At 64.9% G+C, this 25,114-nt stretch carries 18 protein-coding genes; 2 read left to right on the plus strand and 16 right to left on the minus strand.

Annotation, left to right across the window (positions count from 1 at the left end; translation table 11 throughout):
• Positions 1–107 precede the first annotated feature (107 nt).
• Both pepN and C4E04_RS14010 read left to right on the plus strand, forming a co-directional pair.
• The gene (gene pepN, locus C4E04_RS14005) at positions 108–2,759 is read left to right on the plus strand and encodes an aminopeptidase N (RefSeq protein ID WP_109598199.1); all 2,652 of its coding nucleotides are present in this window, start codon (positions 108–110) and stop codon (positions 2,757–2,759) included.
• A gap of 248 nt (positions 2,760–3,007) precedes the next feature.
• Complete coding sequence (locus C4E04_RS14010) at positions 3,008–5,281, plus strand: PAS domain-containing sensor histidine kinase (RefSeq protein ID WP_245416107.1); 2,274 nt, start codon at positions 3,008–3,010, stop codon at positions 5,279–5,281.
• Between the two features lie 131 nt (positions 5,282–5,412).
• Here C4E04_RS14010 and C4E04_RS14015 read toward each other — a convergent pair whose 3' ends face one another.
• From C4E04_RS14015 to C4E04_RS14090, 16 genes are all read right to left on the minus strand, one after another.
• The gene (locus C4E04_RS14015) at positions 5,413–6,966 is read right to left on the minus strand and encodes a calcium-binding protein (protein WP_162559404.1); all 1,554 of its coding nucleotides are present in this window, start codon (positions 6,964–6,966) and stop codon (positions 5,413–5,415) included.
• Positions 6,967–7,217: 251 nt separating this feature from the next.
• Positions 7,218–8,708: a calcium-binding protein gene (locus C4E04_RS14020; protein WP_162559405.1), complete on the minus strand. Its 1,491-nt coding sequence runs from the start codon at positions 8,706–8,708 to the stop codon at positions 7,218–7,220.
• An 804-nt stretch (positions 8,709–9,512) separates the two neighbouring features.
• Positions 9,513–12,464, minus strand: a complete 2,952-nt coding sequence (locus tag C4E04_RS14025) for a bifunctional [glutamine synthetase] adenylyltransferase/[glutamine synthetase]-adenylyl-L-tyrosine phosphorylase (protein WP_109598207.1) — start codon at positions 12,462–12,464, stop codon at positions 9,513–9,515.
• 89 nt (positions 12,465–12,553) lie between these two features.
• Positions 12,554–14,002 (minus strand): ATP-binding protein, encoded by a 1,449-nt coding sequence (locus tag C4E04_RS14030; protein WP_245416108.1) that lies wholly within the window; start codon positions 14,000–14,002, stop codon positions 12,554–12,556.
• Entirely contained in the window at positions 13,999–14,697 is a 699-nt protein-coding gene (locus tag C4E04_RS14035; RefSeq protein ID WP_109598210.1) for a response regulator transcription factor, read from the minus strand. Before C4E04_RS14035 ends, C4E04_RS14030 begins: the two co-directional genes overlap by 4 nt.
• A gap of 162 nt (positions 14,698–14,859) precedes the next feature.
• Positions 14,860–16,068, minus strand: coding sequence for a trypsin-like peptidase domain-containing protein (locus C4E04_RS14040; RefSeq protein WP_109598212.1), 1,209 nt, complete (start codon positions 16,066–16,068; stop codon positions 14,860–14,862).
• Between the two features lie 116 nt (positions 16,069–16,184).
• On the minus strand, positions 16,185–16,634 hold the full coding sequence (locus C4E04_RS14045) for a cytochrome c-type biogenesis protein (protein ID WP_109598214.1): 450 nt from the start codon (positions 16,632–16,634) through the stop codon (positions 16,185–16,187).
• 3 nt (positions 16,635–16,637) lie between these two features.
• The gene (locus tag C4E04_RS14050) at positions 16,638–18,620 is read right to left on the minus strand and encodes a heme lyase CcmF/NrfE family subunit (protein ID WP_109598216.1); all 1,983 of its coding nucleotides are present in this window, start codon (positions 18,618–18,620) and stop codon (positions 16,638–16,640) included.
• 12 nt (positions 18,621–18,632) lie between these two features.
• The gene (gene ccmE, locus C4E04_RS14055) at positions 18,633–19,112 is read right to left on the minus strand and encodes a cytochrome c maturation protein CcmE (RefSeq protein WP_109598218.1); all 480 of its coding nucleotides are present in this window, start codon (positions 19,110–19,112) and stop codon (positions 18,633–18,635) included.
• Positions 19,109–20,209, minus strand: a complete 1,101-nt coding sequence (gene ccmI / locus C4E04_RS14060; RefSeq protein ID WP_109598220.1) for a c-type cytochrome biogenesis protein CcmI — start codon at positions 20,207–20,209, stop codon at positions 19,109–19,111. The genes ccmE and ccmI overlap by 4 nt, the downstream gene beginning before the upstream one ends.
• Before the next feature lie 71 nt (positions 20,210–20,280).
• A complete protein-coding gene (locus C4E04_RS14065) occupies positions 20,281–21,615 on the minus strand; it encodes a sensor histidine kinase (protein WP_109601140.1) in 1,335 nt (444 codons plus the stop codon).
• A gap of 59 nt (positions 21,616–21,674) precedes the next feature.
• Entirely contained in the window at positions 21,675–22,349 is a 675-nt protein-coding gene (locus tag C4E04_RS14070) for a response regulator transcription factor (RefSeq protein WP_109598222.1), read from the minus strand.
• 15 nt (positions 22,350–22,364) lie between these two features.
• On the minus strand, positions 22,365–22,679 hold the full coding sequence (locus tag C4E04_RS14075) for a PepSY domain-containing protein (RefSeq protein WP_109598224.1): 315 nt from the start codon (positions 22,677–22,679) through the stop codon (positions 22,365–22,367).
• A gap of 72 nt (positions 22,680–22,751) precedes the next feature.
• Positions 22,752–22,961, minus strand: a complete 210-nt coding sequence (locus C4E04_RS14080) for a hypothetical protein (RefSeq protein ID WP_109598226.1) — start codon at positions 22,959–22,961, stop codon at positions 22,752–22,754.
• Complete coding sequence (locus tag C4E04_RS14085) at positions 22,958–23,518, minus strand: glycoside hydrolase family 108 protein (protein WP_109598228.1); 561 nt, start codon at positions 23,516–23,518, stop codon at positions 22,958–22,960. Before C4E04_RS14085 ends, C4E04_RS14080 begins: the two co-directional genes overlap by 4 nt.
• Position 23,519: 1 nt before the next feature.
• A complete protein-coding gene (locus tag C4E04_RS14090; RefSeq protein WP_109598230.1) occupies positions 23,520–25,049 on the minus strand; it encodes a DUF2793 domain-containing protein in 1,530 nt (509 codons plus the stop codon).
• Positions 25,050–25,114: the final 65 nt, after the last annotated feature.

The raw sequence follows: 25,114 nt of genomic DNA on the forward strand, positions 1-25,114 counted from the left end.
CTTCATTATTCATACATCGTTTACCTATCCCTGCCTTCCCTGCATGAAGCTTGCAAGGTCCGGCCGGGACCATGTTTCGCAACCCAGTTTCACCCAGGTGAGTCCGCATGCGCCCCGACGAGTCCCAGATCATCCAGCTGAAGGATTACCGGCCCAGCGATTTCCTGATCGACCGGGTCGTTCTGGATGTGCGGCTCGACCCGCGCGCCACCCGCGTCATTGCCACGCTGACCATGCGGCCGAACCCGGAGGGCCGTGCGGATGCGCCCCTCGTCCTCGACGGGGACGACCTGAACCTACGGGCCGTGAGCCTCGATGGGCGCGCCCTGCCGGGCGGTGAGTACGAATCGGGGCCGCAATCCCTGACGATCAGCCAGCCGCCGCGCGGGCCCTTCACCCTGACAGTCGAGACGGAGATCGACCCCACGGCGAACACCAAGCTCATGGGGCTCTATCGCTCCGGCGGCAATTACTGCACGCAATGCGAGGCCGACGGCTTTCGCCGCATTACCTATTTCCTCGACCGGCCGGACGTGCTGTCCGTCTACACCACCCGCATCGAGGCGGACCGGGACGAGGCACCGGTGCTGCTCGGCAATGGCAACCCGGTGGAGAGCGGAGCGATCGAGGGCACCAACCGGCACTATGCCGTATGGCACGACCCGCATCCGAAGCCGTCCTATCTCTTCGCTCTCGTGGGCGGGCGGCTCGGCCATGTGGGCAAGGCTTTTACGACCATGGGCGGGCGCAAGGTCGCGCTCAAGGTCTATGTGGAGCCCGGGAAGGAGGAGCGCGCCGGCTATGCGCTCGATGCCCTGGAGCGCTCCATGCGCTGGGACGAGAGAGTCTTCGGGCGGGAATACGATCTCGACGAGTTCAACATCGTAGCCGTGTCGGATTTCAACATGGGCGCCATGGAGAACAAGGGGCTCAACATCTTCAACGACAAATACGTGCTGGCGAGCCCCGAGACCGCGACCGACGCGGACTACGCCAATATCGAGGCGATCATCGCGCACGAATATTTCCACAACTGGTCGGGTAACCGCGTCACCTGCCGGGACTGGTTCCAGCTTTGCCTCAAGGAAGGCCTGACGGTTTTCCGCGACCAGGAATTCTCGTCCGACGAGCGTTCCCGCCCCGTCCACCGTATCGCCGAGGTGAAGACCCTGCGTGCTCGGCAATTCGCCGAGGATGCGAGCCCCCTCGCGCATCCCGTGCGGCCGCAGCAATACCGCGAGATCAACAATTTCTACACCGCGACGGTCTACGAGAAGGGCGCCGAGATCGTGCGCATGCTCAAGACCCTGATCGGGGACGAGGATTTCCGGCGTGGGATGGATCTCTATTTCGAGCGCTGCGACGGCACTGCCGCGACGGTAGAGGACTTTCTCGATGCCTTCGCGACCGTCACAGGCCGCGACCTGTCGCATTTCGCGCGATGGTATGCGCAGGCCGGGACGCCAAGAGTCACCGTGCGCGGCGTCTATGATGCAACGGCGCAGACCTATCGCCTCGACTTCACGCAGGCGACACCGCCCACGCCCGGACAGCCGCAGAAGGAACCCATGGCCATTCCGGTCCGGCTTGGCCTCGTCGCCCGCGACGGGACCGCGCTTGCGGCCCATTGCGAGCGCGTGAGCCCGCAGAACGTCTTCCTGTTCGACAAGGCGCAGGACAGTCTCGTGTTCACCGGTGTCACCTCTGCGCCCGTCCCGTCCCTGTTCCGGGACTTCTCGGCGCCGGTGCGCACCACCCTCGAACTCACGAACGAAGACCTCCTCATTCTTCTGCGGCACGACACGGATGCGTTCAACCGGTGGCAGGCTGGCCAGACGGTGGCCATGCGCCTCCTCGTCGGCCTCGCAACCGGCACTGTCGCGCCCGATGGAGATTTCGACGCCCTGGCTTTCGCGCTCCACGATTTCCTGGCCCGCGACGCCGAACGCGACCCAGCCTTCGCGGCGCTGGTCCTGACGCTGCCGGGAGAGGCGGACGTGGCGCAGGAGATCGGGACCGATGTGGACCCGGATGCGATCCATCGCGCACGTCTGGAACTACGCCGTATTCTCGGCACCACATGCCGTGAGGCTCTGCATGGGATTTATGTGCGCCTCGCCGAAAGCGGGCCCTACAGCCCCGATGCCGCAAGCGCCGGGCGCCGTGCCCTGCGCAATGTGGCGCTCGATCTTCTGGCCGCTGCGGATCCGGATCTGGGAGAGCAACTCGCGAGCGCGCAATTCTCGGCCGCAAGCAACATGACCGACCGGCTAGCCTCGCTCAGCGTGCTGACGACGCTTCCGGGAGAAGCGCGCGAGAACGCGCTTGCCACCTTCGGCGAGCGCTACGCGACGGAACCCCTGGTGCTCGACAAGTGGTTCACGCTCCAGGCCGCGATCCAGGAGGAGGACACGCTGCGGCGCGTCAGGAGCCTGATGGAGCATCCCGCCTTCTCGATCGGAAACCCCAACCGCGTGCGCTCCCTGGTGGGCAGCTTCGCGATGCTCAATCCGACCCAATTCAACCGACCCGACGGACAGGGCTACGATTTCGTGGCCGACATGGTCCTGCGCGTCGATCCACTGAATCCACAGCTGGCATCCCGCCTGCTCACCGCTTTCGGCTCCTGGCGGATCATGGAAAAAGAGCGCCGAAACCGTGCTCGCAGCGCACTTCTTCGTATTGCCGAAAACGCGAGTCTTTCCCGTGACGTAGGGGATATCGTGCACCGTTCGCTCGAAGAAGCACAGAACAGGTAAGCTTTTGAAAAGAGACAAATTTCGACAAAAGTCGAAAACCGCCATCTTCCCTAACGGAGTATTAAAAATTTTGGCCTAATGAGTCCTCGCATAGCTGGACAAATCACTCGGCGATGATTCTATTGTTAGTGATTCGGGAAGATGCGGCACGTCCTACCGAATAGGGACATTGAGGGATTCCGGAGGGAGATCGCATGGCGGGGGCGGCGACCGCATGCGTACCCGCGCGTGCGGGTACAATTCTAGGGGTGACGCGAACCGACGCGCATCCGACCTATCGTCGGCTTGAGCAATATGAGCCCCTGCTCCGCTTGGCCGTGCCTGCTCTGCTCGCTCTCTTTCTCATCACGCTCGCTGCAAGCGCCTGGATCCAGGTGCGCAATGGCCGCGAGGAGACCCTTCTCGACGCCGTCGGCGACATTGACATCATCGCATCCCTGTCGGCCGCGAAACTCGGCCCGCACAAGGCACCGACGAATGCGGCGGATGCTGCTGCACGGATGCAGGCCCTCGTGAAGGGCATGCCGGCGAGCGCCCTGTCACGCAGCCGCATGCTGCTGCTCGCAGATGCCTCGGGTCTTGTGATCGCGGTTCACCCGGCGATCCAGGATGCGCCGAAGTCTCTCAACGAGATCCTGGGCGACGCTCAGCCCCTCACGACTTTCGCGGACCGGGCCGGCGTCATGACCATCCGCCTGGCCTCGGGCCAGCAGGGCATTGCCACGGTTCGGTCGCTGCCCGCTTCCGCAGGCCAGATCGCCGTCGTGCAGCCGCTCCCCCATGTGCTGTCCGGCTGGTGGGCGCGCACTGTCGGGCATGTATCCCTGCTCGGCGCGACCATCGTGGTTCTTTTGGGAATTGGCATTGCCTATGTGATGCAGGCAAACCGCGCCCGCGCTGCCGACGAGGTGTGTGAGAAGGTCCGCGACCGGATCGACTCCGCGCTGAACCGCGGTCGCTGCGGCCTGTGGGACTGGGACATCGGACGCGGACGCCTCTACTGGTCCGATTCCATGTACGAACTCCTCGGCTACGAACGGCAGGACGAGTTCCTGTCCTTCGGCGAGGTGAACGCCATGATCCACCCGGACGATCAGGATCTCTATACGCTCGCCGAGCAGCTCGCCTCAGCCAAAACCTCGTTAGTAGATTATGAGTTTCGCATCCGCAGCGCGGGCGGCGAATGGGTGTGGTTGCGTGCCCGTGCGGAGCTGATGAACGATCCGGACGATGCGGCGAGCCACCTTGTGGGAATCGCCGTGGACGTGACGGAGCAGCGCGGGCTCGAAGAGAAGACCGCCAGGGCCGATGCGCGCCTGCACGATGCCATCGAGGCGATCTCCGAGGCTTTCGTCCTGTGGGACGCCAATAACCGCCTCGTCCTCTGCAACTCGAAATTCCTCAAGCTGCACGAACTCGCTCCGGATGCGGAGATCCAGGGTAAGTCCTATGCGGACGTGATGGCGCAGGGCCGCCCGCCGGAAATCCAGCACCAGTTCATGCGGGCCCAGAAGCAGGACGTGGGCGCACGCAGCTATGAGGCGCGGCTTCAGGATGGCCGCTGGCTGCAGATCAACGAGCGGCGCACCAAGGACGGCGGCTATGTGTCGGTGGGCACGGACATCACGGCCCTCAAGCGCCACGAGCAGCGCCTCGTCGAATCCGAGAAGGAGCTGATCGCGACCGTTCTCGACCTCAAGCAGTCGCGCCAGAAACTGCAGGCGCAGACGCAGCAGCTCGCGGATCTGGCCGAGCGTTATCTCGACCAGAAGGCGCAGGCTGAAAGCGCCAACCGAGCAAAGTCCGAGTTCCTGGCCAACATGAGCCACGAGCTGCGCACGCCCCTCAACGCCATCATCGGCTTTGCCGAGGTGATGCAGAGCGGCATCTTCGGGCAACTCGGCTCCGACAAATACGAGGAATACTGCACGGACATCCGCTCGAGCGGCGAATATCTCCTGTCGGTCATCAACGACATTCTCGACATGTCGCGCATCGAGGCCGGCCGCACCACGCTGACGAAGCAGCCCATTGCCGTGAATGCCTCGATCCAGCGCGCCCTGCGCCTCGTGAACGAACAGATCAAGGCCAAGAACCTGTCCATCACGGTCGACGTCAATCCGGAGGACATCGTCGTCCCGGCAGACGAGCGCGCGATCCACCAGATCCTCGTCAACCTGCTGCAGAACGCCACCAAGTTCACGGGCGACGGCGGATGCATTACGGTTCGCACACGCCATGCGGGCGACGCCGTCAACATCTATGTCGAGGATAACGGCATCGGCATCCCCGCGAGCGCCCTGCACAAGCTCGGCCAACCGTTCGAGCAGGTCGAGACCGAGTTCTCGAAGAGCTACAAGGGCTCAGGTCTCGGACTTGCCATCGCCCGGTCTCTGACCGAACTGCACGGCGGATCCCTGCGCATCCGCAGCCAGGAGGGCGTCGGAACCATCGTGCTGGTCCACCTGCCGCTTGCAGAGAGCAGCAGCGCGGAGATCGCACTGGCGGACGCGGCGGCATAAAAGAACAATTTTACAATAAACAGCTCTCCCCATGACGCCGGCTCATGTTCCGCATACGCGAATAAACGCAGCACCTCGCAGTGCCGCGTTTATCAGGTTCGATGATCCGTCTATGCGTCTTGCTTCAGGCCTTACATTACGTAGAAGTTGGAGGCGCTAAGTTGCGCACCCGCTGCGGACATTGCTGCAAACTTGACAGCCGCCAGCGCTCCTGAGCCGTCTGCATCATAGGATAGATCGCCCGTAGCTTGATTGTAAATGATCCGGTGCTCAGCTGTCGTAGCTCCTACGCCCGCCGTGAAGGCGGCGCTCGATAATACGCCGAGACCAACACTCGTAAATACATGGCGGCTGAGCACAATCTTGTCATTGTCAGAGACAGTGAAGTCTCTGATATCGTCGACGTTGCCGCTTCCAAGAGCTGCCGTGAACGCGAACGTATCGGTTCCGCTGCCACCGACTAGAATATCTGAGCCCCAACCTCCATCGAGCCAATCAGCGCCGCTCCCACCGTAAAGATAGTCACCACCTCCTTTACCAGTCAGGTTGTCAGCTCCGCCTTCTCCATAGAGCTGTACGCCGATGCCGCCACCGCGGTCCACGCCGGTGAGGATGTCGTTGTAATCAGTGCCCTGAAGGACCTCTACATTGAGAACCTGATCGCCCTGAGCGGCACCGCCATTCTCATTCGTCGTCAAATTGACATTTATTCCGCTCGACATACCAAGATATGACGCCACGTCCCAGCCGTTGCCGCCATCAATTGTGTCAGCGCCTTGACCTCCGAACATCCAGTCGTTGTCGTCCCCTCCATAGAGACGATCTGCGCCTTCCTTGCCGATGAGATAATCATTACCGCCTTTACCGGAGAGCTCTACACCGTGTCCGCCCTCTCGCAGTACGCCTGTAATCGTATCCCCATAGTTCGTACCTTCGACGAGTTCGATGTTGAGCAGCCGGTCACCAGTAGCTGCGCCACTGTTCTCATTTGTGGTTAGATTCACAACCACGCCTGAAGTAGAGGAGAGAAGATACGAGACCACATCCCAGCCGGCGCCGCCATCCAGCAGGTCACCACCAGCCCCACCATCGAGCCAGTCATTGCCGTCACCGCCGTTGAGATGGTCCGCCCCGGAGCTGCCAATCAGGGAATCGTGCCCACCTTCTCCGTAGACAAAGCCACCTTTTGTTATGACGTCATTGCCTGTTGTGGCAAAGGTTGCAGTCACGAATAGGGCATGGCTGCCAAGATTGATAAAGACAGTCCCTTCGTGCGTGCTCTGAGCGCCGGAATCGCCTCCGTCAGGGGCCTCATCATCGTCTTCACTCGTAGGATTAGTAGTAAAGTTTGGATTCCAAATCATATCCTGAGTGGCCATGCGAGGCAGGCCATTGTCCCCATAGTAGACGATGCCGCCGTCCGCACGAATGTAAAAAATTACGCCATTGGCGGGAGTAATTGTTTCATAGAGACCGTCATTGTAGGAATGCTGGACCTCTGAACTTGTTATGATTGTGTTGCCCTCGAACTCGCGGGTAACAGAATTATACCGATACGCGCGGATGTTTGACAAACCTGGCAGTCCACCAGGATCAGAGGGAGCACCAACTGTGCCCGCTAGAGGAGTGCCGGCCAGAACCATCTGCTCTGTCCATCTCATTTGGTCCCAGAGATTAAACGCCATCTTTTTCTCCATCGATTGGGTGCGGGTTGGCCAGCGCGATCGTGCCCCTTAAGCCATTAGAGTCCGCAATTTAAGGTTATATCATTGCATTAATGGAGATCAATAGGTGTAGCCTATCCAGTGTTTCGGCAGCGATTTTGCCGTTTGCTTTTGTGTTTGCGAAAGTCAAATCGGAGTGAAACTGGCGATTCGATAGGAGTGTGTAGCTCGTTGAACTACACACTCCTTTGTCACAGCGCCCTCTGTCCTCGTCAAAGGACGAAGATGTTGCTTGCTTCCAGCGCGGTTCCGGCCGTCAGCACCGCAAACTTGATCGCCGCCTGGGCACCGGAGCCGTCCACATCGTAAAACAGCTCGCCCGTGCTCTGGTTGTACAGAATATGCTGCTCCGCCGTGGTCGCCACCGTGCCGAGCTTGAACGCCCCGGACGATAGCGAGCCGGACGCCATGTTGGCGAACGCTCCCCGGCTCAGCACGATCCGATCCCCCTCAGCCGCCGAAAAGTCCTCGATCCGGTCCACATTGCCGGCTCCGAGCGCCGTCAGCATCGCGAAGCTGTCCTGGCCGGCGCCGCCATTCAGGATGTCCGATCCGCCCCCGCCGTCGAGCCAGTCGTTGCCGCTGCCGCCGAACAGGTAATCGCCCCCGCCCTTGCCGGTCAGGTTGTCGTTGCCGCCCTCGCCGTAGAGCTGCACGCCGCTGCCGCCACCACGATCCACGCCCGTGAGATAATCGTTGGCATTTGTGCCCTGCAGCACCTCGATATTGGAGATCCGGTCCCCGGCCGCCGCCCCGCCATTCTGGTTGGTGGTCAGGTCGACCGTGACGCTGCCGTTGGCCGACAGATAGGACACCACGTCCCAGCCCTCGCCGCCGTCAAGGATGTCGCTGCCCGGTCCGCCATCGAGCCAATCGTTGCCGGCGCCGCCATAGAGCGCATCGCCTCCAGCCTTGCCGGTCAGGCCATCGTCGCCACCCTCGCCATAGAGCTGCACACCGTTGCCGTTGCCCCGGTCGACGCCGGTGAGCATGTCGTTGGAGTTTGTGCCCTGCACGACCTCGACATTGGTGATCTGATCGCCGGCTGCCGCTCCGCCATTGGCGTTCGTGGTCAGGTTGACGGTCACCCCGCTGGCAGCACTCTGGTACGAGAGCACGTCCCAGCCCGCACCGCCATCCAGGATGTCGCCGCCGGGCCCGCCATCGAGCCAATCGTTGCCGTCGCCGCCATAGAGCGCATCGCCGCCGCCTTTGCCGATCAGCCCGTCGTCGCCGCCTTCGCCATAGAGCTGGACGCCAGTGCCGCCACCGCGATCCACACCCGTGAGCATGTCGTTGAAGTTCGTACACTGCAGAACCTCAACATCGACGACAACGTCACCGAGGGCAGCGCCGCTATTCTGGTTGGTCGTCAGGTCGACCGTGATGCCGCTCGTGGCGCTTAGATACGACACCACGTCCCAACCGTCGCCGCCATCGAGAATGTCGCTGCCCGCCCCGCCATCGAGCCAGTCGTTGCCGGCCCCGCCGTAGAGAGCATCATCGCTGGCCCTACCAGTGAGACCGTCGTTCCCCTCTTTCGCAAACAGGATTCCCGATCCGGACATGGCATCGTTGCCAGTCGTGCCAAAGGCTGTTTCGACGAGGATGCCCGACGTCGCTGACTTCTGGATGAAGGTATAAGTCGTGTAGTTGCCGGGAATGAAGTCAGGCGGGTCGGCGTCCCACGGATTGTCCAGCAATGTTTCGAGATCGCAACCGAGTCCGTCCTGAAAATTAGCAGGCCCCAGCTGTCTATAGGACGATCCATCTGGGAACCTCACAGTCACCGTATCCCACCACCAGTGAACGCGACCATCGAGCCTCCAATACTCTGCCGGCAGGAGGTGATAGTTGATAGGCGTAGCTGGAGCCTGGTCTAGCCGATGGCTTATCTCGAAAGCGCATTGACCTGGTGAAGGCTCATTTACAAAGGTGATTCCAAGCTCCTGGTCATAAAGGAGATCCATATCGATATAGGGCTCGTCCCCAGAGGAGTTTTGCTCCGTGGCAGGCTCATCGCCAGAGAAGAGTGCATCAAAGACCCCGCCGATGACATGGCCTGTGATGCTTCCGCCGCTTCCTGTCCCGCCATACCAGATACCGGTATAAGCCCTGCCCCCGGCGGCTCCGCCACCGCCGGAGTTGTTCCAGTAGGACTGGAAAGCATCCCAAATCGAATAGGCCATTGTCTTCTCCCCCTTAACTCGCGACCGGAGTGGATCGGCTTGCACCGTTCCGGCCTTTGCTGCCCGTCGCACGATGACGGTTCGGCAGATCCGGTCGTAACCCAGACCGAACGAGGAAGAGATTATATAACTTTATTACATCGACAAGTTACACATCGCACATTCGCTCCGCTCTGACTGTGCGCAGGCCAATGATGCTAGGATCAACGCAACCGTAAGACGCGCCAAAGTTACGCTACGTCTGGCCATGGAGATCCATCAAAACAGCGAATACTTAGCCTATTCTCTAGCTGCACTCGCTCGGCGAAGCCGATGCTTTCAACCTGAAGATGCAACAAGGACAGCCCGAAAAAGCTTGTGCACGTCGCTCCGGACGTCCTTGAGGCGGTCGAGCAGGGCTTGGGGCGTCGGCAGTCCGGCGACCGTCGCGAGCCTCTTCAGAAGCACGGGTGGGACCGAGGCGCCATCGAAGCGGCCCTCGATCATCAGGCGCTGCCACTGGAACAGGTCGCTCATAAGCATGTCGGCGTCTGTGAGGGTGGCCCCGTCGGCTTCTGAAATCAGGCCCGCTATCCGTGCGCGGGCAAGGACTTCCGCGGTCGTCGACCCCGGTATCGCCGGGATCCTGTCCGGATAGGCTAGGATGAGCGCCTGGGCGATGAAATCGAGATCCGTCAGGCCGCCGCGGGCCAGCTTCAGGTCCCAGGGGTCGCTGTCGCCTTTCTCGCGTCCGATCAGGTCACGCATGGCGCGCACCTCGCGAAAGACATGCTTCGGATCCCGCGCCGTCGCCAGGATGGAGGCGATCAGGGTCGAGACCTCCGCGCCGAAATCCTCATCGCCGGCCAGAACCCGGGCCCGGGTGAGGGCCATGTGCTCCCAGAGATCCGCCTCCTCCTTCTGATAGGCGGCAAATCCTCTGATCTGCGAGGCGACGGGGCCCTTACCCCCCTGTGGACGGAGGCGCAGATCCACTTCGTAGAGGCGGCCGCGCCGGGTCGGCACCGTGAGCGCCGCCACGAGGCGTTGGGTGAGGCGTGTGTAGTAGACGACCGCGTCGAGCCTGCGCGGGCCGCTGCTCTCCCGGTCCTCCTCGTTGAAATCGTAGATGACGACGAGGTCGAGATCGGAGCCCGCCGTCAGCTCCCGCGAGCCCAGACGACCGAGGCCGAGGATGGCGATGCGTCCACCCGGCACCGTCCCATGATCGGCCTCGAACAGGGCACGCACCTGATCGAAGGATGCGCGCAGGATCGCCCGCGCAATGGCCGCATAGGCCTGCCCTGCCTGTGTCGGCGAGAGGATACCGGAGAGAAGCCGGGCACCGGTGACAAAGCGCATCTGCCGCGCGGCGTCTCGGGCACGGTCGAGGAAATCCTCATAGTCGCCCGGCTGGCCGATCAGCTGCCTGACCTGCGCCTCGATGGCATCGTCATCGCTCAGCGGCTGACCGAAGGCCGGATCGATCAGCGCATCGAGAACATGAGGCGATTGTGCCACCGTGTCGGCGAGGCGCGGCGCGGTGCCGAGAAGGTCAGCGAAAAGCAGGCGCAGGCGGTCATGGGATTGGAGAATGGTGAGAAGCTCCACGGCTGCGGGCATGCGCCCGAAGGCCCGGTCGAGCGCTGCGAGCGCGCCATCAGGATCGGCGGTTCCGCCCAGGGCGGAAAGCAGCGCCGGGACGAGCTCGGTCAGAACCTCGCGGGCGCGGTTGCTCGTGATCGCAGAGCGGCGGCCGAAATGCCAACCGCGGATCGTCTCGGCGACGCGGGCGGGATCGTGAAAGCCGAGACGCTCCAGGGTCGCCAGGGTGTCCGGGTCGTCGCTCGTGCCCGTGAAGACGAGGTTGCCCACGTCGGAGGCGAGCTCCGGCCCCTCCTCGAACAGAAGCGCGTAATGCCCCTGTACGATGCGCGCCTGCTCGGTGAGCGCATTGGCGAAAGCCTTGAGCGTGGGATAGCCGCAGAACTTCGCGAAACGGGTCAGCTCCTCCTCGTCGGCGGGCAGGCGCTGTGTCTGCTCGTCGGCCACCATCTGAAGGCGATGCTCGATGCCGCGCAGGAAGCGGTAGGCATGGGATAGCTCGTCCCTCGCCTGCTCGGTGATCCAGCCCTCTTCGTGAAGCGCGCGCAGCATGTCGAGGGTGCGGCGTCCCCGCAGGGCCGGGCGGCGCCCGCCGAAAACGAGCTGCTGCGTCTGTACGAAGAACTCGATCTCGCGTATGCCGCCACGCCCGAGCTTGATGTCGTGGCCGGCGACCGCAATCTCGTCATGCCCGCGCACCGCATGGATCTGCCGCTTCATCGCATGCACATCCGCAATGGACGCGAAGTCGAAATACTTGCGCCAGATGAAAGGGCGCAGGTCGTCGAGGAACCGTTCGCCGAGTGCGAGATCGCCCGCCACCGGCCGGGCCTTGATGAGCGCCGCGCGCTCCCAGTTCTGGCCGACCGTTTCGTAATAGGTATAGGCCGAGGGCAGCGACACCGCGGTCGGCGTCGAGCCGGGATCCGGGCGCAGGCGATAATCGACCCGGTGCACGTAGCCATCCGGCGTACGCTCCTGCAGAAGCTTTGCGAGCTGCTGGGCAACGCGGGTGTAGAAGGTCGCGGCTTCCGTATTGTCGGATAGGGCCTCAGTGGCGGAATCGAAGAACACCACGAGGTCGATGTCGCTCGAATAGTTGAGTTCCCCTGCCCCGTGCTTGCCGAGCGCCAGAACCGTGAAGCCCGAGCCTTCGCCCGGCGCATCAGGATCCTTCAGGATAATGCGGCCGAGATCCGCCATCTCGGTGAGAACGAGGTTGACGCCGCCGCTCACTGAGGCATCCGCGAATTCCGACAGGGCCTGCGTGACCTCCTCCACGCTCCAGACCCCGCCGATATCGGCGAGCGCTACGAGCAGCGCATGGGTGTTACGGTTGTGACGGAAGAGGCGCACCACCTCGTCGCGGGGGATTTCGCCCGCCTTGAAGCGGCGGAAGAGATTAGCCTGGTCGTGAACGACGGCGCGGTGGGTTTCCTCAGGAGAGGCTGCCATCAGGGCCGCAAGGCGGGCCGGCTCATTCCGGATCAGCTGCCAGAGAAAGGCGGAATGATCGGCGAGCGACAGGAGCAGGTCGCGCGGGAGCCCCTCCCCCAGAGCGATGGCGTCGGGTGTGTCGGCGACTCGCTCGTTGAAATCCGCCAGCTGGGCCTTGGCCTTCCGGCGGTCCGACACGGGCGGCGCCTGCCTCAGGCGGTCAAGAAGGGAAAGGCTGGGGTCAGACACGGTGGCTCCGGGAAACGCTCATGCCGGGCCAGTCTCCACGGCAGGCGATGGGAGGCAACCGAAATATGTGCTCCCGTCCCGCCCGGGTTTTAGGCAGCTGCCCCCGAACCGAGCAGGGGCACACCGGACGTCCGTAACGGCAGGACGAGCACGGCCCGGAGACCCGGACCGTTATCCTCCAGCCGCAAGACGCCCCCGTGTAACCTTGCGACGGCCGTGGCAAGGCTCAGTCCCAGGCCGAAGCCGGGGCGCGAGCGGGCCGTCTCCAGGCGCACGAACCGTTCGAGCACATGGCCGCGCTCCGCCTCCGGAATACCGGCCCCGCGATCCGCCACCACAACCTCCACCGAGGAGCCGACCCGTCGCGCCGCGACTGCGATGGGCCGAGCCGGACCGCCGTCGTCCGGCGGCGCGCCATATTTCAGGGCATTGTCGAGGAGATTGGCGACAGCCTGCCCCAGGAGTTCGCGGCTGCCGTGGATCGGCAGATCGTCCTCCACCTGGATCTCGAGCGGGATGCCGGCTTCCTCGGCGAGGGCCTCGTAAAGTTCGGCGACATCGCGCACCGCCTCCGCCGCATCGAAATCGGACAGCCCCTCCCGGGCATTGCCGGCCTCCAGCCGTGCGATCATCAGGAGCGCGTTGAAAATCCGGATGAGGTTGTCGCTCTCCTCGATATTGGTTTCGAGCGCGGTCTTGAGTTCCTCGGGTGTCTTGGCGAGGCGCAGGGCCTCGTCGGCCTTGTTGCGCATGCGCGTGAGCGGCGTCTTGAGGTCGTGAGCGATGTTGTCGGACACCTCACGCATGCCGTGCATCAATTCGCCGATGCGATCCAGCATGTTGTTGAGGTTGTTCGCGAGGCGGTCGAGCTCGTCACCGGTCCCGGCCACTCTCAGCCGGCCGCTGAGGTCGCCCGCCATGATGACCCGGGTGGTCTCCGTCATGTCGTCGATGCGCTTGAGAACCCGACGCGTGATGAACCACGCCCCGCCGCAGCCGAGCACGCTGATGAACAGAAGCGAATAGCCGAAAGCGCGGCGGATCACGTTGCGCAGGCGGGCGCTCTCCTCCATGTCGCGCCCTACGAGCAGGCGAAAGCCGCCGGGCAGCAGATAGACCCGCACAAGCGCGTGGCTCGGCGGCGCGTCCGCATCCTCCGTGCGGGCGTAATCGGTCTCGAACTGGCCGGGCTGGTCGATCACACCGGGCGGCAGGGCGCCCACATTGCCGGCGATCTTCTCGCCCGTATTCGTCGTGACGAGGTAAAGGGACGCGCCCGGCGCGCGGGAGCGCCGCTCGACGATGTTGACGAGGCGGCGCAGGCCGCCGATGCGGTATTGCTCGGACAGGCCGTTGATCTCGGCGTCGATGGTGGAGGCGAACTGGTCGGAGAGCAGGCGCTGTGCGTTCCAGGCCACGTAGCCGAGAGCCGCAAACGCGAAGAGCGCGAAAACCAGGAGATACGCGAAGGACAGCTTGAAAGCGGTGGTGCGGAAGAGTGCTCCGAGGGCCGACATCGCGGACGCGGCCCTGGTCATTCCTCACCCTCTGCAGGCCCGACCCGCACCGTGTACCCGGCGCCCCGAATGGTGTGGATGAGCGGCTTGTCGAAGCCCTTGTCGATCTTGGCCCGAAGCCGCGACACGTGAACGTCGATCACGTTGGTCTGCGGATCGAAATGATAGTCCCACACATGCTCCAGGAGCATGGTGCGCGTCACTACCTGATTGGCGTTCTTCATGAGGTATTCGAGCAGACGGAATTCGCGCGGCTGCAGCGCGATTTCCTGCCCTGAGCGCGTCACCCGGTGCGACAGGCGGTCGAGTTCGAGATCCGCGACGCGGTACGTTGTGGGCTCGGCATTCGGCGCCGCGGCCCGGCGACGGGAGAGCACCTCGACCCGGGCGAGAAGCTCCGAGAACGCATAGGGCTTGGGCAAATAATCGTCCCCACCGGCGCGCAGGCCCTTCACCCGGTCGTCGACCTGGCCGAGAGCCGAGAGGATCAGGACGGGGGTCTCGACCTTCTGCTCTCGCAACGAGCGAATGAGCGACAGCCCGTCGAGCTTGGGCAGCATGCGGTCGACCACCAGCACGTCGTAGTCGCCAGCCTCGGCCATGGCATAGCCGTCAAGCCCGTCCGCTGCCTGATCGGCAACGTGGCCCGCTTCCCGAAACGCCTTGACGAGGTAGGAGGCCGCCTCACGGTCGTCCTCTATGATCAGAATCCGCATGGCGATGCTTATAGCAAAAGATGTCGTCAGCAAAAATGAGCCCGGCGGCAGACCGGCCCTGGAGGGGGAGACCGATCTGCCGCGGGCGAAGATGCCGGGCCCGACGCGAGGGACATGCGGCTGGGGGAGAGCCCGGCATCCATCTTGTCGCCTCGGAGCGCGTTACGCACCCTTCGGCTGAGTTGCGACTTCCAGGGTAACGGTCCGTTCCTTGCCGTCCCGGTAGAGGGTGAGGGTCAGGCTCTTGCCCGGGGCGACCTGGGCCACCTTGCGGGAGAGGTCCTTGGCCTCCTTGATGGTCTCGCCGTCGACCGCCACGATGGTGTCGCCGGTCTTGACGCCCGCCTTCTCGGCCGGGCTGCCCTTTACGGTGTCGGCCACGAGGGCGCCCTTGGGCTCCTTCAGGCCGATCGCCTCGGCAATTTCCTTGGTCACCGGCTGCATCTGCACGCCGATGAAGCCGCGGGTGACGGTGCCCTTGTCCTTCAGGGACGCGACCACCTGCTCGACCGTGCTGGCCGGGATCGCGAACGCAATGCCGACGCTGCCGCCGGAGGGCGAGAAGATCGCGGTGTTCACACCCACGACCTCGCCCGCGAGGTTGAAGGTCGGCCCGCCCGAATTGCCCTTGTTCACGGGCGCATCGATCTGGATGAAGTCGTCATAGGGGCCCGCGCCGATGTCGCGGTGCTGGGCCGACACGATACCGGCCGTGACCGTGCCGCCGAGGCCGAACGGATTGCCGACCGCCAGCACCCAGTCGCCGATCCGCGCCTTCTGGGGGGCGAGGCGGACGTACGGGAAGTCGCTGCCGCCATCGACCTTGATCAGGGCGAGGTCGGTCTTCGGGTCGGTGCCGATCACCTTGGCGCTCAGCTCCTTGCCGTCGTCCATGGTCACGGTCACCGAGGAGGCGTTCTCGACCACGTGGTTGTTGGTTACCGCATAGCCGTCAGCCGAGATGAAGAAGCCGGAGCCGAGAGCCTGGCCGAACTGGCGCGGCTGCTGGCCGCGTCCGCGCGGGCCGCCCTGGTTCGGGAACTGGTCAGGAAGCTGGCGGAAGAACTTCTGGATGCCGGGAGGCAGGTCGTGCATGCCGAACTGGTCTTCGTCATCGCCCTGGTCGCGGCTCGCCACGTTCTGGACCTTGACCTTGACGGAGATCACCGCGGGCTTCACCCGGTCGATCACGTCCGCGAAGGACGGCATGCCCTGGACAGGCTGCGCCATCGACCGCAGTTCCGCATGGGCTGGGTTGGGGGCAACGAGGCCGGTCTCGACGGCTCCGCCGGCGATCAGGGCGGCGACAGCGGCGGCACCGAGCCATTTCGTCATGCGCTTGCGGGCAGGCGTGGAAGCTTTGTCCAACATGGTCTGTCTCTCCTCGAAGAACCTTTTGGGTTCGTGATGAGAGCAAACATGGTCCCTCCCCCCTTACGGTACACTCACCTGGGCATGAAATGTTCGTAAGGTTGGGGCGGCCCCCTTCAGTCCCGCTTCAGCAGGGCCTCGAGCGCTCTGCGCTCGTCCTCGTCGAGGGTGGCGCTCGCCCTGGGGCGGCGCCTCAGATGGATGAAAGCGCCGATGGCCCCGCAGATCAGGACCAGGAGCGGCGCCAGCCAGAGCAGGAGGTTGTGGGCGCTGAAGGTCGGCTTCAGGAGCACGAATTCGCCGTAGCGCTGGACGAGGAAATCTCTGACCTGCCGGTCGGTGTCGCCGGCCGCGAGCCGCTCGCGCACGAGGAGTCGCAGGTCCCGGGCGAGCTGGGCGTCGGAATCGTCGATGGACTGGTTCTGGCAGACCATGCAGCGCAGCCCCGCCGAGATCTCGCGGGCGCGATGCTCCAGCACCGGGTCCTTCATCACCTCGTCGGGCTGTACCGCGAGGGCCTGGCCGCAGAGGATGAGGGCCACAAGGAATGCGAGAACGATCCGCATCGTCTACTCCGCCGGAACCGGGGCCACGGGCCCGGTCTTCGCGCGCGCCGGGGCGGCGATCCGCAGGCGGCGGTCCGTCAGCGACAGGGCGCCGCCGAGGGCCATCACGACCGCGCCGAGCCAGATGAGCAGCACGAGCGGCTTGTAGTAGAGCCTTACGCCCAGCGACCCGTCGGGCTGCATCTCACCGAGGCTTACATAGACCTGGCTCAGGCCCGAGGTCAGAATGCCGGCCTCCGTGGTCGGCATGCCGCGGGTCACGTAGAGACGCTTCATGCTCTCCACCGTCCCGACCTCGCGGCCGCTCCGGAACACCCGGAAGAGCGCCGCATCCTCGCGGTAATTGTCCGCCTGACGCGGCACGATGCGCTCCAGGCGCATTTCATAAGGTCCGGCGCCGAGACGATCCCCTGTCTTCAGGGTGCCGAGGGTCTCCACGTCCCAGGCCGTGAACGAGATGCCGAGCACAACGAGGCCGACGCCCGCATGGGCGATCACCGTGCCCCAGGTGGAGCGCGGCAGGCCGCGGGCCTTCGCCCAGGCGATGCTCAGAGGCTTTCCGCGGGTCCACGAGCGGGTGACGATCTCGTTGAGGGAGCCGAGAATCAGGAAGACGCCGAGCCCGATGCCGAACGGCGCTCCGACGGGGCCGCCATGGGTGTAGGCGAGGATGACGAGGACGACGAGAAGCGACAGGCCGAAAGCCGCATAGAGCCGCTGGGCCGTGCCAAGGAAGTTCCCGCGCTTCCAGGCCAGGGTTTGCCCGAAGGGCAGGAGCAGGAGCAGCGGCAGGATGAGGGGCAGGAAGGTGGCGTTGAAGAACGGCGCGCCCACGGAGATCTTATCACCGGTCAGCACCTCGAGCGCGAGGGGATAGAGCGTGCCGATGAAGACCGTCGCACAGGCGCTCGCGAGAAAGAGGTTGTTCACCACCAGCGCGCCTTCCCGCGAGATGGGGGCAAACAGGCCGCCCTGCTGGAGCATCGGTGCCCGCCAGGCGAAGAGCGCGAGCGATCCGCCGATGAAGACGATGAGGATGCCCAGAATGAAGGTGCCGCGGGCCGGATCCACCGCGAAGGAATGAACCGAAGTCAGGACGCCGGAACGCACGAGGAAAGTGCCGAGGAGCGAGAGCGAGAAGGTCAGGATGGCGAGCAGGATCGTCCACACCTTCAGGGCATCGCGCTTCTCCATCACAACGGTGGAATGAAGAAGGGCCGTGCCGGCGAGCCACGGCATGAGGGAGGCGTTCTCGACCGGATCCCAGAACCACCAGCCACCCCAGCCGAGTTCGTAATAGGCCCAGTAGGACCCCATGGCGATGCCGAGCGTCAGGAAGCACCAGGCGGCGAGCGTCCAGGGGCGGACGATCCTGGCCCAGACCGCGTCGATGCGCCCGTCGATCAGGGCCGCGCAGGCGAACGCGAACGAAACCGAGAAGCCCACATAGCCGATGTAGAGAAGCGGCGGGTGGATCGCGAGACCGGGATCTTGCAGGAGCGGGTTGAGGTCCTGCCCCTCAGGTGCCCCCGGCACAAGACGCCGGAAGGGGTTCGAGGTCATGAGGATGAACAGCAGGAACGCCACCGTGATGGCGGCCTGAACCGCCAGGGTGTTGGCCTGGAGCCGCGCCGGGATGCTGTTGCGCGCCAGCGCCACCACGCCTCCGAAGAGGCAGAGGATCAGCACCCACAGGAGCATCGAGCCTTCGTGGTTCCCCCACACGCCGGAGATCTTGTAGATCAGCGGCTTGGTCGAGTGGGAATTCTCGACGACGTTGAGCACCGAGAAGTCGGACGTCACATACGCCATTGTCAGGGCCAGGAACGCGAAGGTCACGCAGCCCAGCACGGCGAGCGCCGAGGACGGTGCTACCGCCATCAGCACAGGATCGTTCGCCCGCGCGCCCCAGAGCGGGACGACGAACTGGATCAGGGACAGGCCCAGCGCTAGCGCGAGCGCGAAATGTCCGGCCTCGACCAACACGGAGGCAACTCCCTAGTTCTGCTGCGTCGGCTCGGACGCCTTCGCTTCACCCTGCCAATGGCCCTGGCGCTTGAGAGCGTCGGCCACCTCGCGGGGCATGTAATTCTCGTCGTGCTTGGCAAGCACCGTGTCGGCCCGGAACACGCCGGACGAGTCCAGGCGCCCTTCGGTGACGACCCCCTGCCCTTCCCGGAACAGGTCCGGAAGAAGGCCCTGGTAATGCACCCGGATCGAGCTCTGGGCGTCCATGACCTCGAAATCCACCTGCTGATTGTCGCTGCGCCGCACGGAGCCCTCCTTCACGAGGCCGCCGAGGCGGAAGCGGGTGCCGGGCGCCACGTTCTTGGCCTGCACGTCGGCAGGCGAGTTGAAGAACACGATGGTGTCGTTCATCGCATAAAGCACGAGGCCGAGCGCGACCGCCAGGACGCAGCCGGCGACGGCGATGATGGTGAGGCGACGGGTCTTTCGAGTTCGGATCTTGCGGGTCATGGTGCGGAATCGGTCAGTTTCAGGTCCTGCGCCAGCGCGTCGATGGTCTGCAGGGCGGGCTTGTCCTGCGCCAGCGCCTCCCGGGCGCGACGCGCGGTAGCCACAGCCTTGTCGCGCTGTCCCAGAACCGCATAGGAGCGGATGAGGCGCCCCCATTCGTCCACGCTGCCGCCCTGCTTCTCCAGACGGTCCGCGAGGCTCTGGACCATGCCGGCGATGGCATCGGCATTGGGGCCCTCTCGCATTGTCTGGCCGGATGCGCCTTGATCTGCATCAATCCGGGTGAGTTGCTCCTGCACGAAGCCGCGCCAGGGCGCATCGGGGGGCGCGGCGGACAGAATGTCCCTGTAGGCGGCCCGGGCCTGGTCGATCTTCCCATCCTGCTCGGCCGCCCGAGCGAGGTAGAGCCGCGCCTTGGCGGAAGCCGGATCGAGGGACAAGGCCTCCTGGAAAGCGGCTTGCGCTTCCGCCGTGACCGTGCCCTCCCGGGCGATCACCAGGGCCTCGCCGTAATTGGCGAGGCGCCCTGCATCGCGACCCAGGTAGCGCAGGGCCGATTCATAAGCTTTTGCGGCATCGTCCGCGCGGCCCATCCGCAGGTAAACGGGAGCCAGAACGTCCCAGCCGCGCCCGTCCTCCGGCTGCTTGGCCAGATGCGCCTCGATCTGCGCGACGGCTGTGCCGACATCGAGCTTGTCCGCCTCGCGCTGCAGCTGGGCGCCGGGCGGCGCGCTTAGGAGATGGGGGGAGCCGTAGGCCCCGTAGATCGCAAGCGCCACGATGGGCAGCACCGACAGGGCAAGCGTCGAGGCTGCGCGCCGGCGGCGCAGGGCCGGCTCGCCGACAGCGACGGCCGCCACGTCCTTCAATCCGCTGGCGCGGAGCAGCCGCCGTGCGGCCTCCGCCTTCGCGGCTTCCGCCTCCTCCGGCAGGAGAACGCCCCTGTCCCGGTCGCGCTCGATCTCGGCAATCTGGTCGCGGTAGAATTGAGTATTGGGATCGGCCTGCCCCGCCAGTGCGCCAGAACGCGACAGCGGCCACAGGACCGCCATCACGGCCGCCGCCGTCATCGCCATGAGAATGACCCAGATCATCATGAGTGCCTACTTACCGCGGGCTTCGCTCAAGCACGACGGTGGCACGGTGTCACGCGCAAATCCTTCCACGGTCAATTTCCGCCCCCAGGCAATTCAAGGATGGCCCTTAGCCCCCCTAGAGGCGAGGCATCGAGCCGCAGAGCTCCACGATAGAGCACCGCGAGGTCGCTGACGATTGAAAGGCCGAGGCCCGAGCCCGGCTTGGTCTCGTCCAGCCGCCGGCCGCGCTTGATCATTTCGGTCCGTGCCGCCTCCGGCAAGCCCGGACCGTCGTCGTCGATCAGGAGGCGGAAACAGGGACGCTCGTCGTCCTCGGGCAGCATCTCGGCCGTCACGGAGATCCGGCTCGCAGCCCATTTGGCCGCGTTGTCGATGAGGTTTCCGGCCATCTCCTCGAGATCCTGGCGCTCGCCCCTGAAGCGCAGGCTGGCGGGAATCGCAACCTCGATGTCCAGGTCCTTGTCCCGGTAGATCTTGGTGAAGGTCCGAGTCAGGCCCTCGATCACCGGCTCGACCTCCGTCAGGGTTCCGAGGGTGCCGGCGAGCGCCGCCGCCCGGGCGCGGTCGAGATAGTAATTCACTTGGTCGCGCATGAGAGCGGCCTGCTCGCGGATCCGGGCCGCCACGTCTTCGGGAGCGTTCTCGGCCTCGTTCACGACGATGCTGAGCGGCGTCTTGAGCGCATGGGCGAGATTGCCGACCTGCGTGCGGGCCCGCTCCAGAATTTCCCGGTTCGTCTCGAGGAGAAGGTTCAGATCCTTGGCGAGGGGCGCAATGTCGCGGGGATATTCGCCCACCACCCGCTCCGCCTCGCCCCGCCGAATGGCCCCGAGGGCATTGCGCAGGTTGGCGAGAGGCCGCAGGCCGAACCGAATCTGTAGAAGTGTCGTGAAGCCGAGGGCCAGGCCCAACAGCGTGAACGTGACCGTGAGTGCGAACAGGAAACGGCGCACATCGTCGACGATCTCGTCCGCCGGACCGGCGACGCGGATGACGAAGCGCCCATCTTCTCCCAGGTCGATGTCCCGCTCGACCATGCGCAGCTCCCGCTCGTCCGGGGCCTTGCCGTAGCCGCGCCGGATCTGGCCGAACACGTCCGTGCCCGGCGGGGCAAGCGCCGGGAGCTGCCCGCCGAAAAGGGATTTCGAGGAGCGCACGTCCCGCGGGGCTGCGTCCGGCCGGCCGACCTGCCAGTACCATCCCGACAGGGGCAGCTCGAAGCGCGGATCGCCCACGGGCCCGAGATCCCGGTCAGGATCGCCGGGCGCCACGAGGTTCGACGCAAGCGTATTGGCATAGACCAGGAGGCGCTGGTCGAAGGCCCGTTCCGTGTTGTCCCGGTAGAGGGTCGACAGGATGAGACCGGAAATCAGGAGAATCGCGAAGCTCCAGAACACCGCCGACATCGCGAGGCGGACGGCGATCGAGCGGCTCGCCAGCCGCTCCAGGAGCGACGATTTCGCCGTCACGTCCCGGTCGTCTGGCCAGTGTCGAGGAGGTAGCCGAGCCCGCGCACCGTCTGGATGATGTCGACGCCGAGCTTCTTGCGCAGTCGGCCGATGAACACCTCGATGGTGTTGGAATCGCGGTCGAAATCCTGGTCGTAGAGGTGCTCGGTGAGCTCCCCGCGCGACACGATGCGGCCCGTATGGTGCATCAGGTAGGACAGGAGCCGGTATTCGTGCGACGTGAGCCGGATCGGGTTTCCGTCCACGGCCACGCGGCCGGAGCGCGTATCGAGCTTGACCGGCCCGCAGGTGATCTCGCTGGTGGCGTGGCCCGTGGCCCGGCGCAGAAGCGCCCGCACCCGCGCCAGCAATTCCTCGATGTGGAAGGGCTTCGTCACGTAATCGTCGGCGCCGGCATCGAAACCCTGGACCTTGTCGCTCCAGCGATCACGGGCCGTCAGGATGATCACCGGCATCTTGCGCCCCTCGCGCCGCCAGGCGTTCAGCACTGAGACGCCGTCCACCTTGGGCAGGCCGAGATCGAGGATCGCGGCATCGTAGGGTTCCGTCTCACCCAGGAACTGCCCCTCCTCCCCGTCGAAGGCGGAGTCGACGGCGTAGCCCGCATGTTCCAGGGCCGTCACGATCTGCTGGTGGAGAGTCCTGTCGTCCTCGACAACGAGAAGGCGCACGCTTCCAACTTCCTCTTAGTGAACCGATTTGACGCGGCCGGACGGGCCGTCGATCGTCACTTGCACGATACGGCCGTTCTTTTGCAAGGCCATGATAACATAAACGAGGGCGTCGTTGCTGCGGCAGAGGCTGGCGCGCACCACGTCGGCATTAGGCACCTGGCGGCGCGCCGTGATCACGGCCGAGGCCGGCGCCACGATGCCCTTGGAGGCGACGGCCTCCTGCATTTCGCGCGGCAGCAGGCAATCGTCATGGGACACCGTCGCACTCTGTGCGTGCGACGCCCCGACGAGGGCCCACAGGGCTATGATCGATAAAACCAGACGCATGAGGGGACTCTGCCGCAACCGCACTGAACGGTTCCTGAATGTAATACTGAAGCGACGCTCCTTCTGAAGCAATCAGCCTGCGACCCGCTTGGTCGCCAGAATCCGGAACACCGTGGAGGCGATAAAGCTTGCGGCCGCAACCAGTTGCACCACGGCCTCGACGAACGGATCCGCATCGAGCGCGGAGGCGTCGAACCCCAGGACGCCGAGGAGGAGTGCCACGAGCCCGACAAGGTTGGCCCAGACGGTGCGGCTGGCAAGGATCGCTTTGGTATCGGTCATGAGAGATCTTCATTTTGTGAAGTCATGAGGGATGATCGAAGCAGGAGAGCCTCCCGCTCGATGGTGAGAACCCGCCTGCGCCAGCCCCGTCCGAAGACGGACCAGCCCGGCAGGCGGGACAGGAAGTCCAGGCGGGCGCGGGACAGACGGCGGACGAGGTCAGCTGCGTCGGCGGCCCGAGCGGCCGCGAGGGTTCGCGGCCCGAGGATGCCGTCCGCCGTGACCCCAAGGGCCTCCTGCAGCAGACGCACGGCCCGGGATGGCCCGGAATGGACAGCCATGTCGAACACCGCGAGGCCGATCCCCGGCGGCAGGGCATCGCCCTGGATCGCGTCCCAATAGAGCCGTCGATAGATCGACGCCGCTTCCGCTCGCGTGAGCCGGCGGACGTCCTCCACGGAAGCGGGCCGGCCGCGGGCCTGAGAGAGGGTTCCGCGCGTGACGCCGAGATTAGTGGCCCCGCCCGGGTCGTCGGGATGGTGGACGAAGCCGCCCTCCTGGATGAGCACCCGGTCAAGGGCCGCCTCGAAGAGTGCGTGCGGGCTGGGTACGGTCATGTCAGATCTCCGCCTGCAGCCCGATATGGGCGGACGCACCGAGATGGAGGCTGCCTACGGCTCCGGCCGAACCGCTGAAGGCTGTGCCCGCCTGGAGGCGGAGGATGGCCGAGGACGGGCTTGCGGCCATGGTCGTGACCGTGACCCCGCCCGACTGGCCGAGCCAAGTCCCCGTTGCACCGTCGAGGAAAGCAAACTGACCGCTGGTCGGCGAGGCCGCGATCCAGCTGAAGGCATTCGTGACGACCGTAGGCGTCGCCCGCATGGGAACCGGCAGGAGCACCGGGCAGTCGATGAGGTTGGTCGCCCGGCGCTGGCCGAGGGCGGGCAGCACGCCCGGTGCCCCGATGGGCGAAAGCCTCTGATAGTAGCGCCGGCACCGCATTTCCTCGATCTCGGCCGGCTCCCGCAGCCAAGGCGTGGGATTTGTGCCGATCTCGAGCTTGATACGCCTGAATGTGGCCGTGCCTCCTGCCACGAGGATCGTCCTGAGATGGCCGGTCTCGCTCATGTCGAGCGTCACCGTGACGGAGGTCCGTCCGGCGCCGGCCGGGAGAACCGCTTCACGCGTGCCGATGGTGACGGCGAGCGGCGCGGAAAGATCCTCGACCGAGAGGGTCAGAGTGCGGCCGCTGAAATCCGGCGCCCCGAGCAGGGTCTCGGCCAGGGTGACGTCAATCGTCTGTTCCAGGCTTCCCTGGAACGTCATCGTGCCATCGGCGCCACGCGACAGCTGGAGGCCGCCGCTTCCCGCCCGCCAGCGGTCGAAGCCGTAGCTCCCGGTGGAAAGCGGGCCGCCCGCATAACCCCGCTGGTTCACCGTGAAGCCGGGATTCATGAAGAGATTGGTACCGAGCGGCACCGTTCCGCACGGGAACGAGACGATTCCGCTCCTGCGGTCGACCATCATCGCGTCCCGCCAGGAAAGTCCGTCGGAGGAGACGCGCAGGCTGAAATCCTCGTTGCCGATCAACCCCGCTTCCGCGCGTCCTCCATAGTCGGTCTGCCAGAGCAGGGAGAGAACATTGCGAATGTCCGGCTTGTTGAGGACGAGGCGCAGATCGTCGGTCCCGCCCTGGTCGGCCCTGCGCGCATCGAGGAGGACTGCGTTGAGCCGCGCCGCGAGACGGTTGAGGTCGTCGGCGTCCGTACCGATGCCGAGGCGGTCGAGCGGCCCGAGGCTGCGCACATAATGGCCGATCTCCTTCCAGTCCGTGCCGCCGAACAGGAGAAACACATCCTCGGCCTCCACATAGGCCCGCCACCCCGGGTGCGGCGCGAAGAAACGCCAGATCCCGAGATCGAACAGGGCGATCTCCCCCCCATGGCCCGCGAAGCCTCCGCTCGCGCCGGTGCCGACGAGATAGCGGTCTCCCTCGGTCGGGTCGGCCGGCGGGCTTTCGCGGTTGCGCTCCCTGACCGAGAGCTGGACGAGTGCATCGAGAAGGGCGATGGCCTCGTTATGAGTCACGTGCTTCTGCGCCTGCGCTGCAGCGAGCAGCGGCAGCGCCAGATGAGGCGTTGTCGACATGCAGGAATCCTGTTGCTGAAAGATGGCCGGCAGGCTCTGCCGGCGAGAGAGCTTGCGAGGGATGG

The organism is Microvirga sp. 17 mud 1-3, assembly GCF_003151255.1.
GTDB lineage: Bacteria > Pseudomonadota > Alphaproteobacteria > Rhizobiales > Beijerinckiaceae > Microvirga.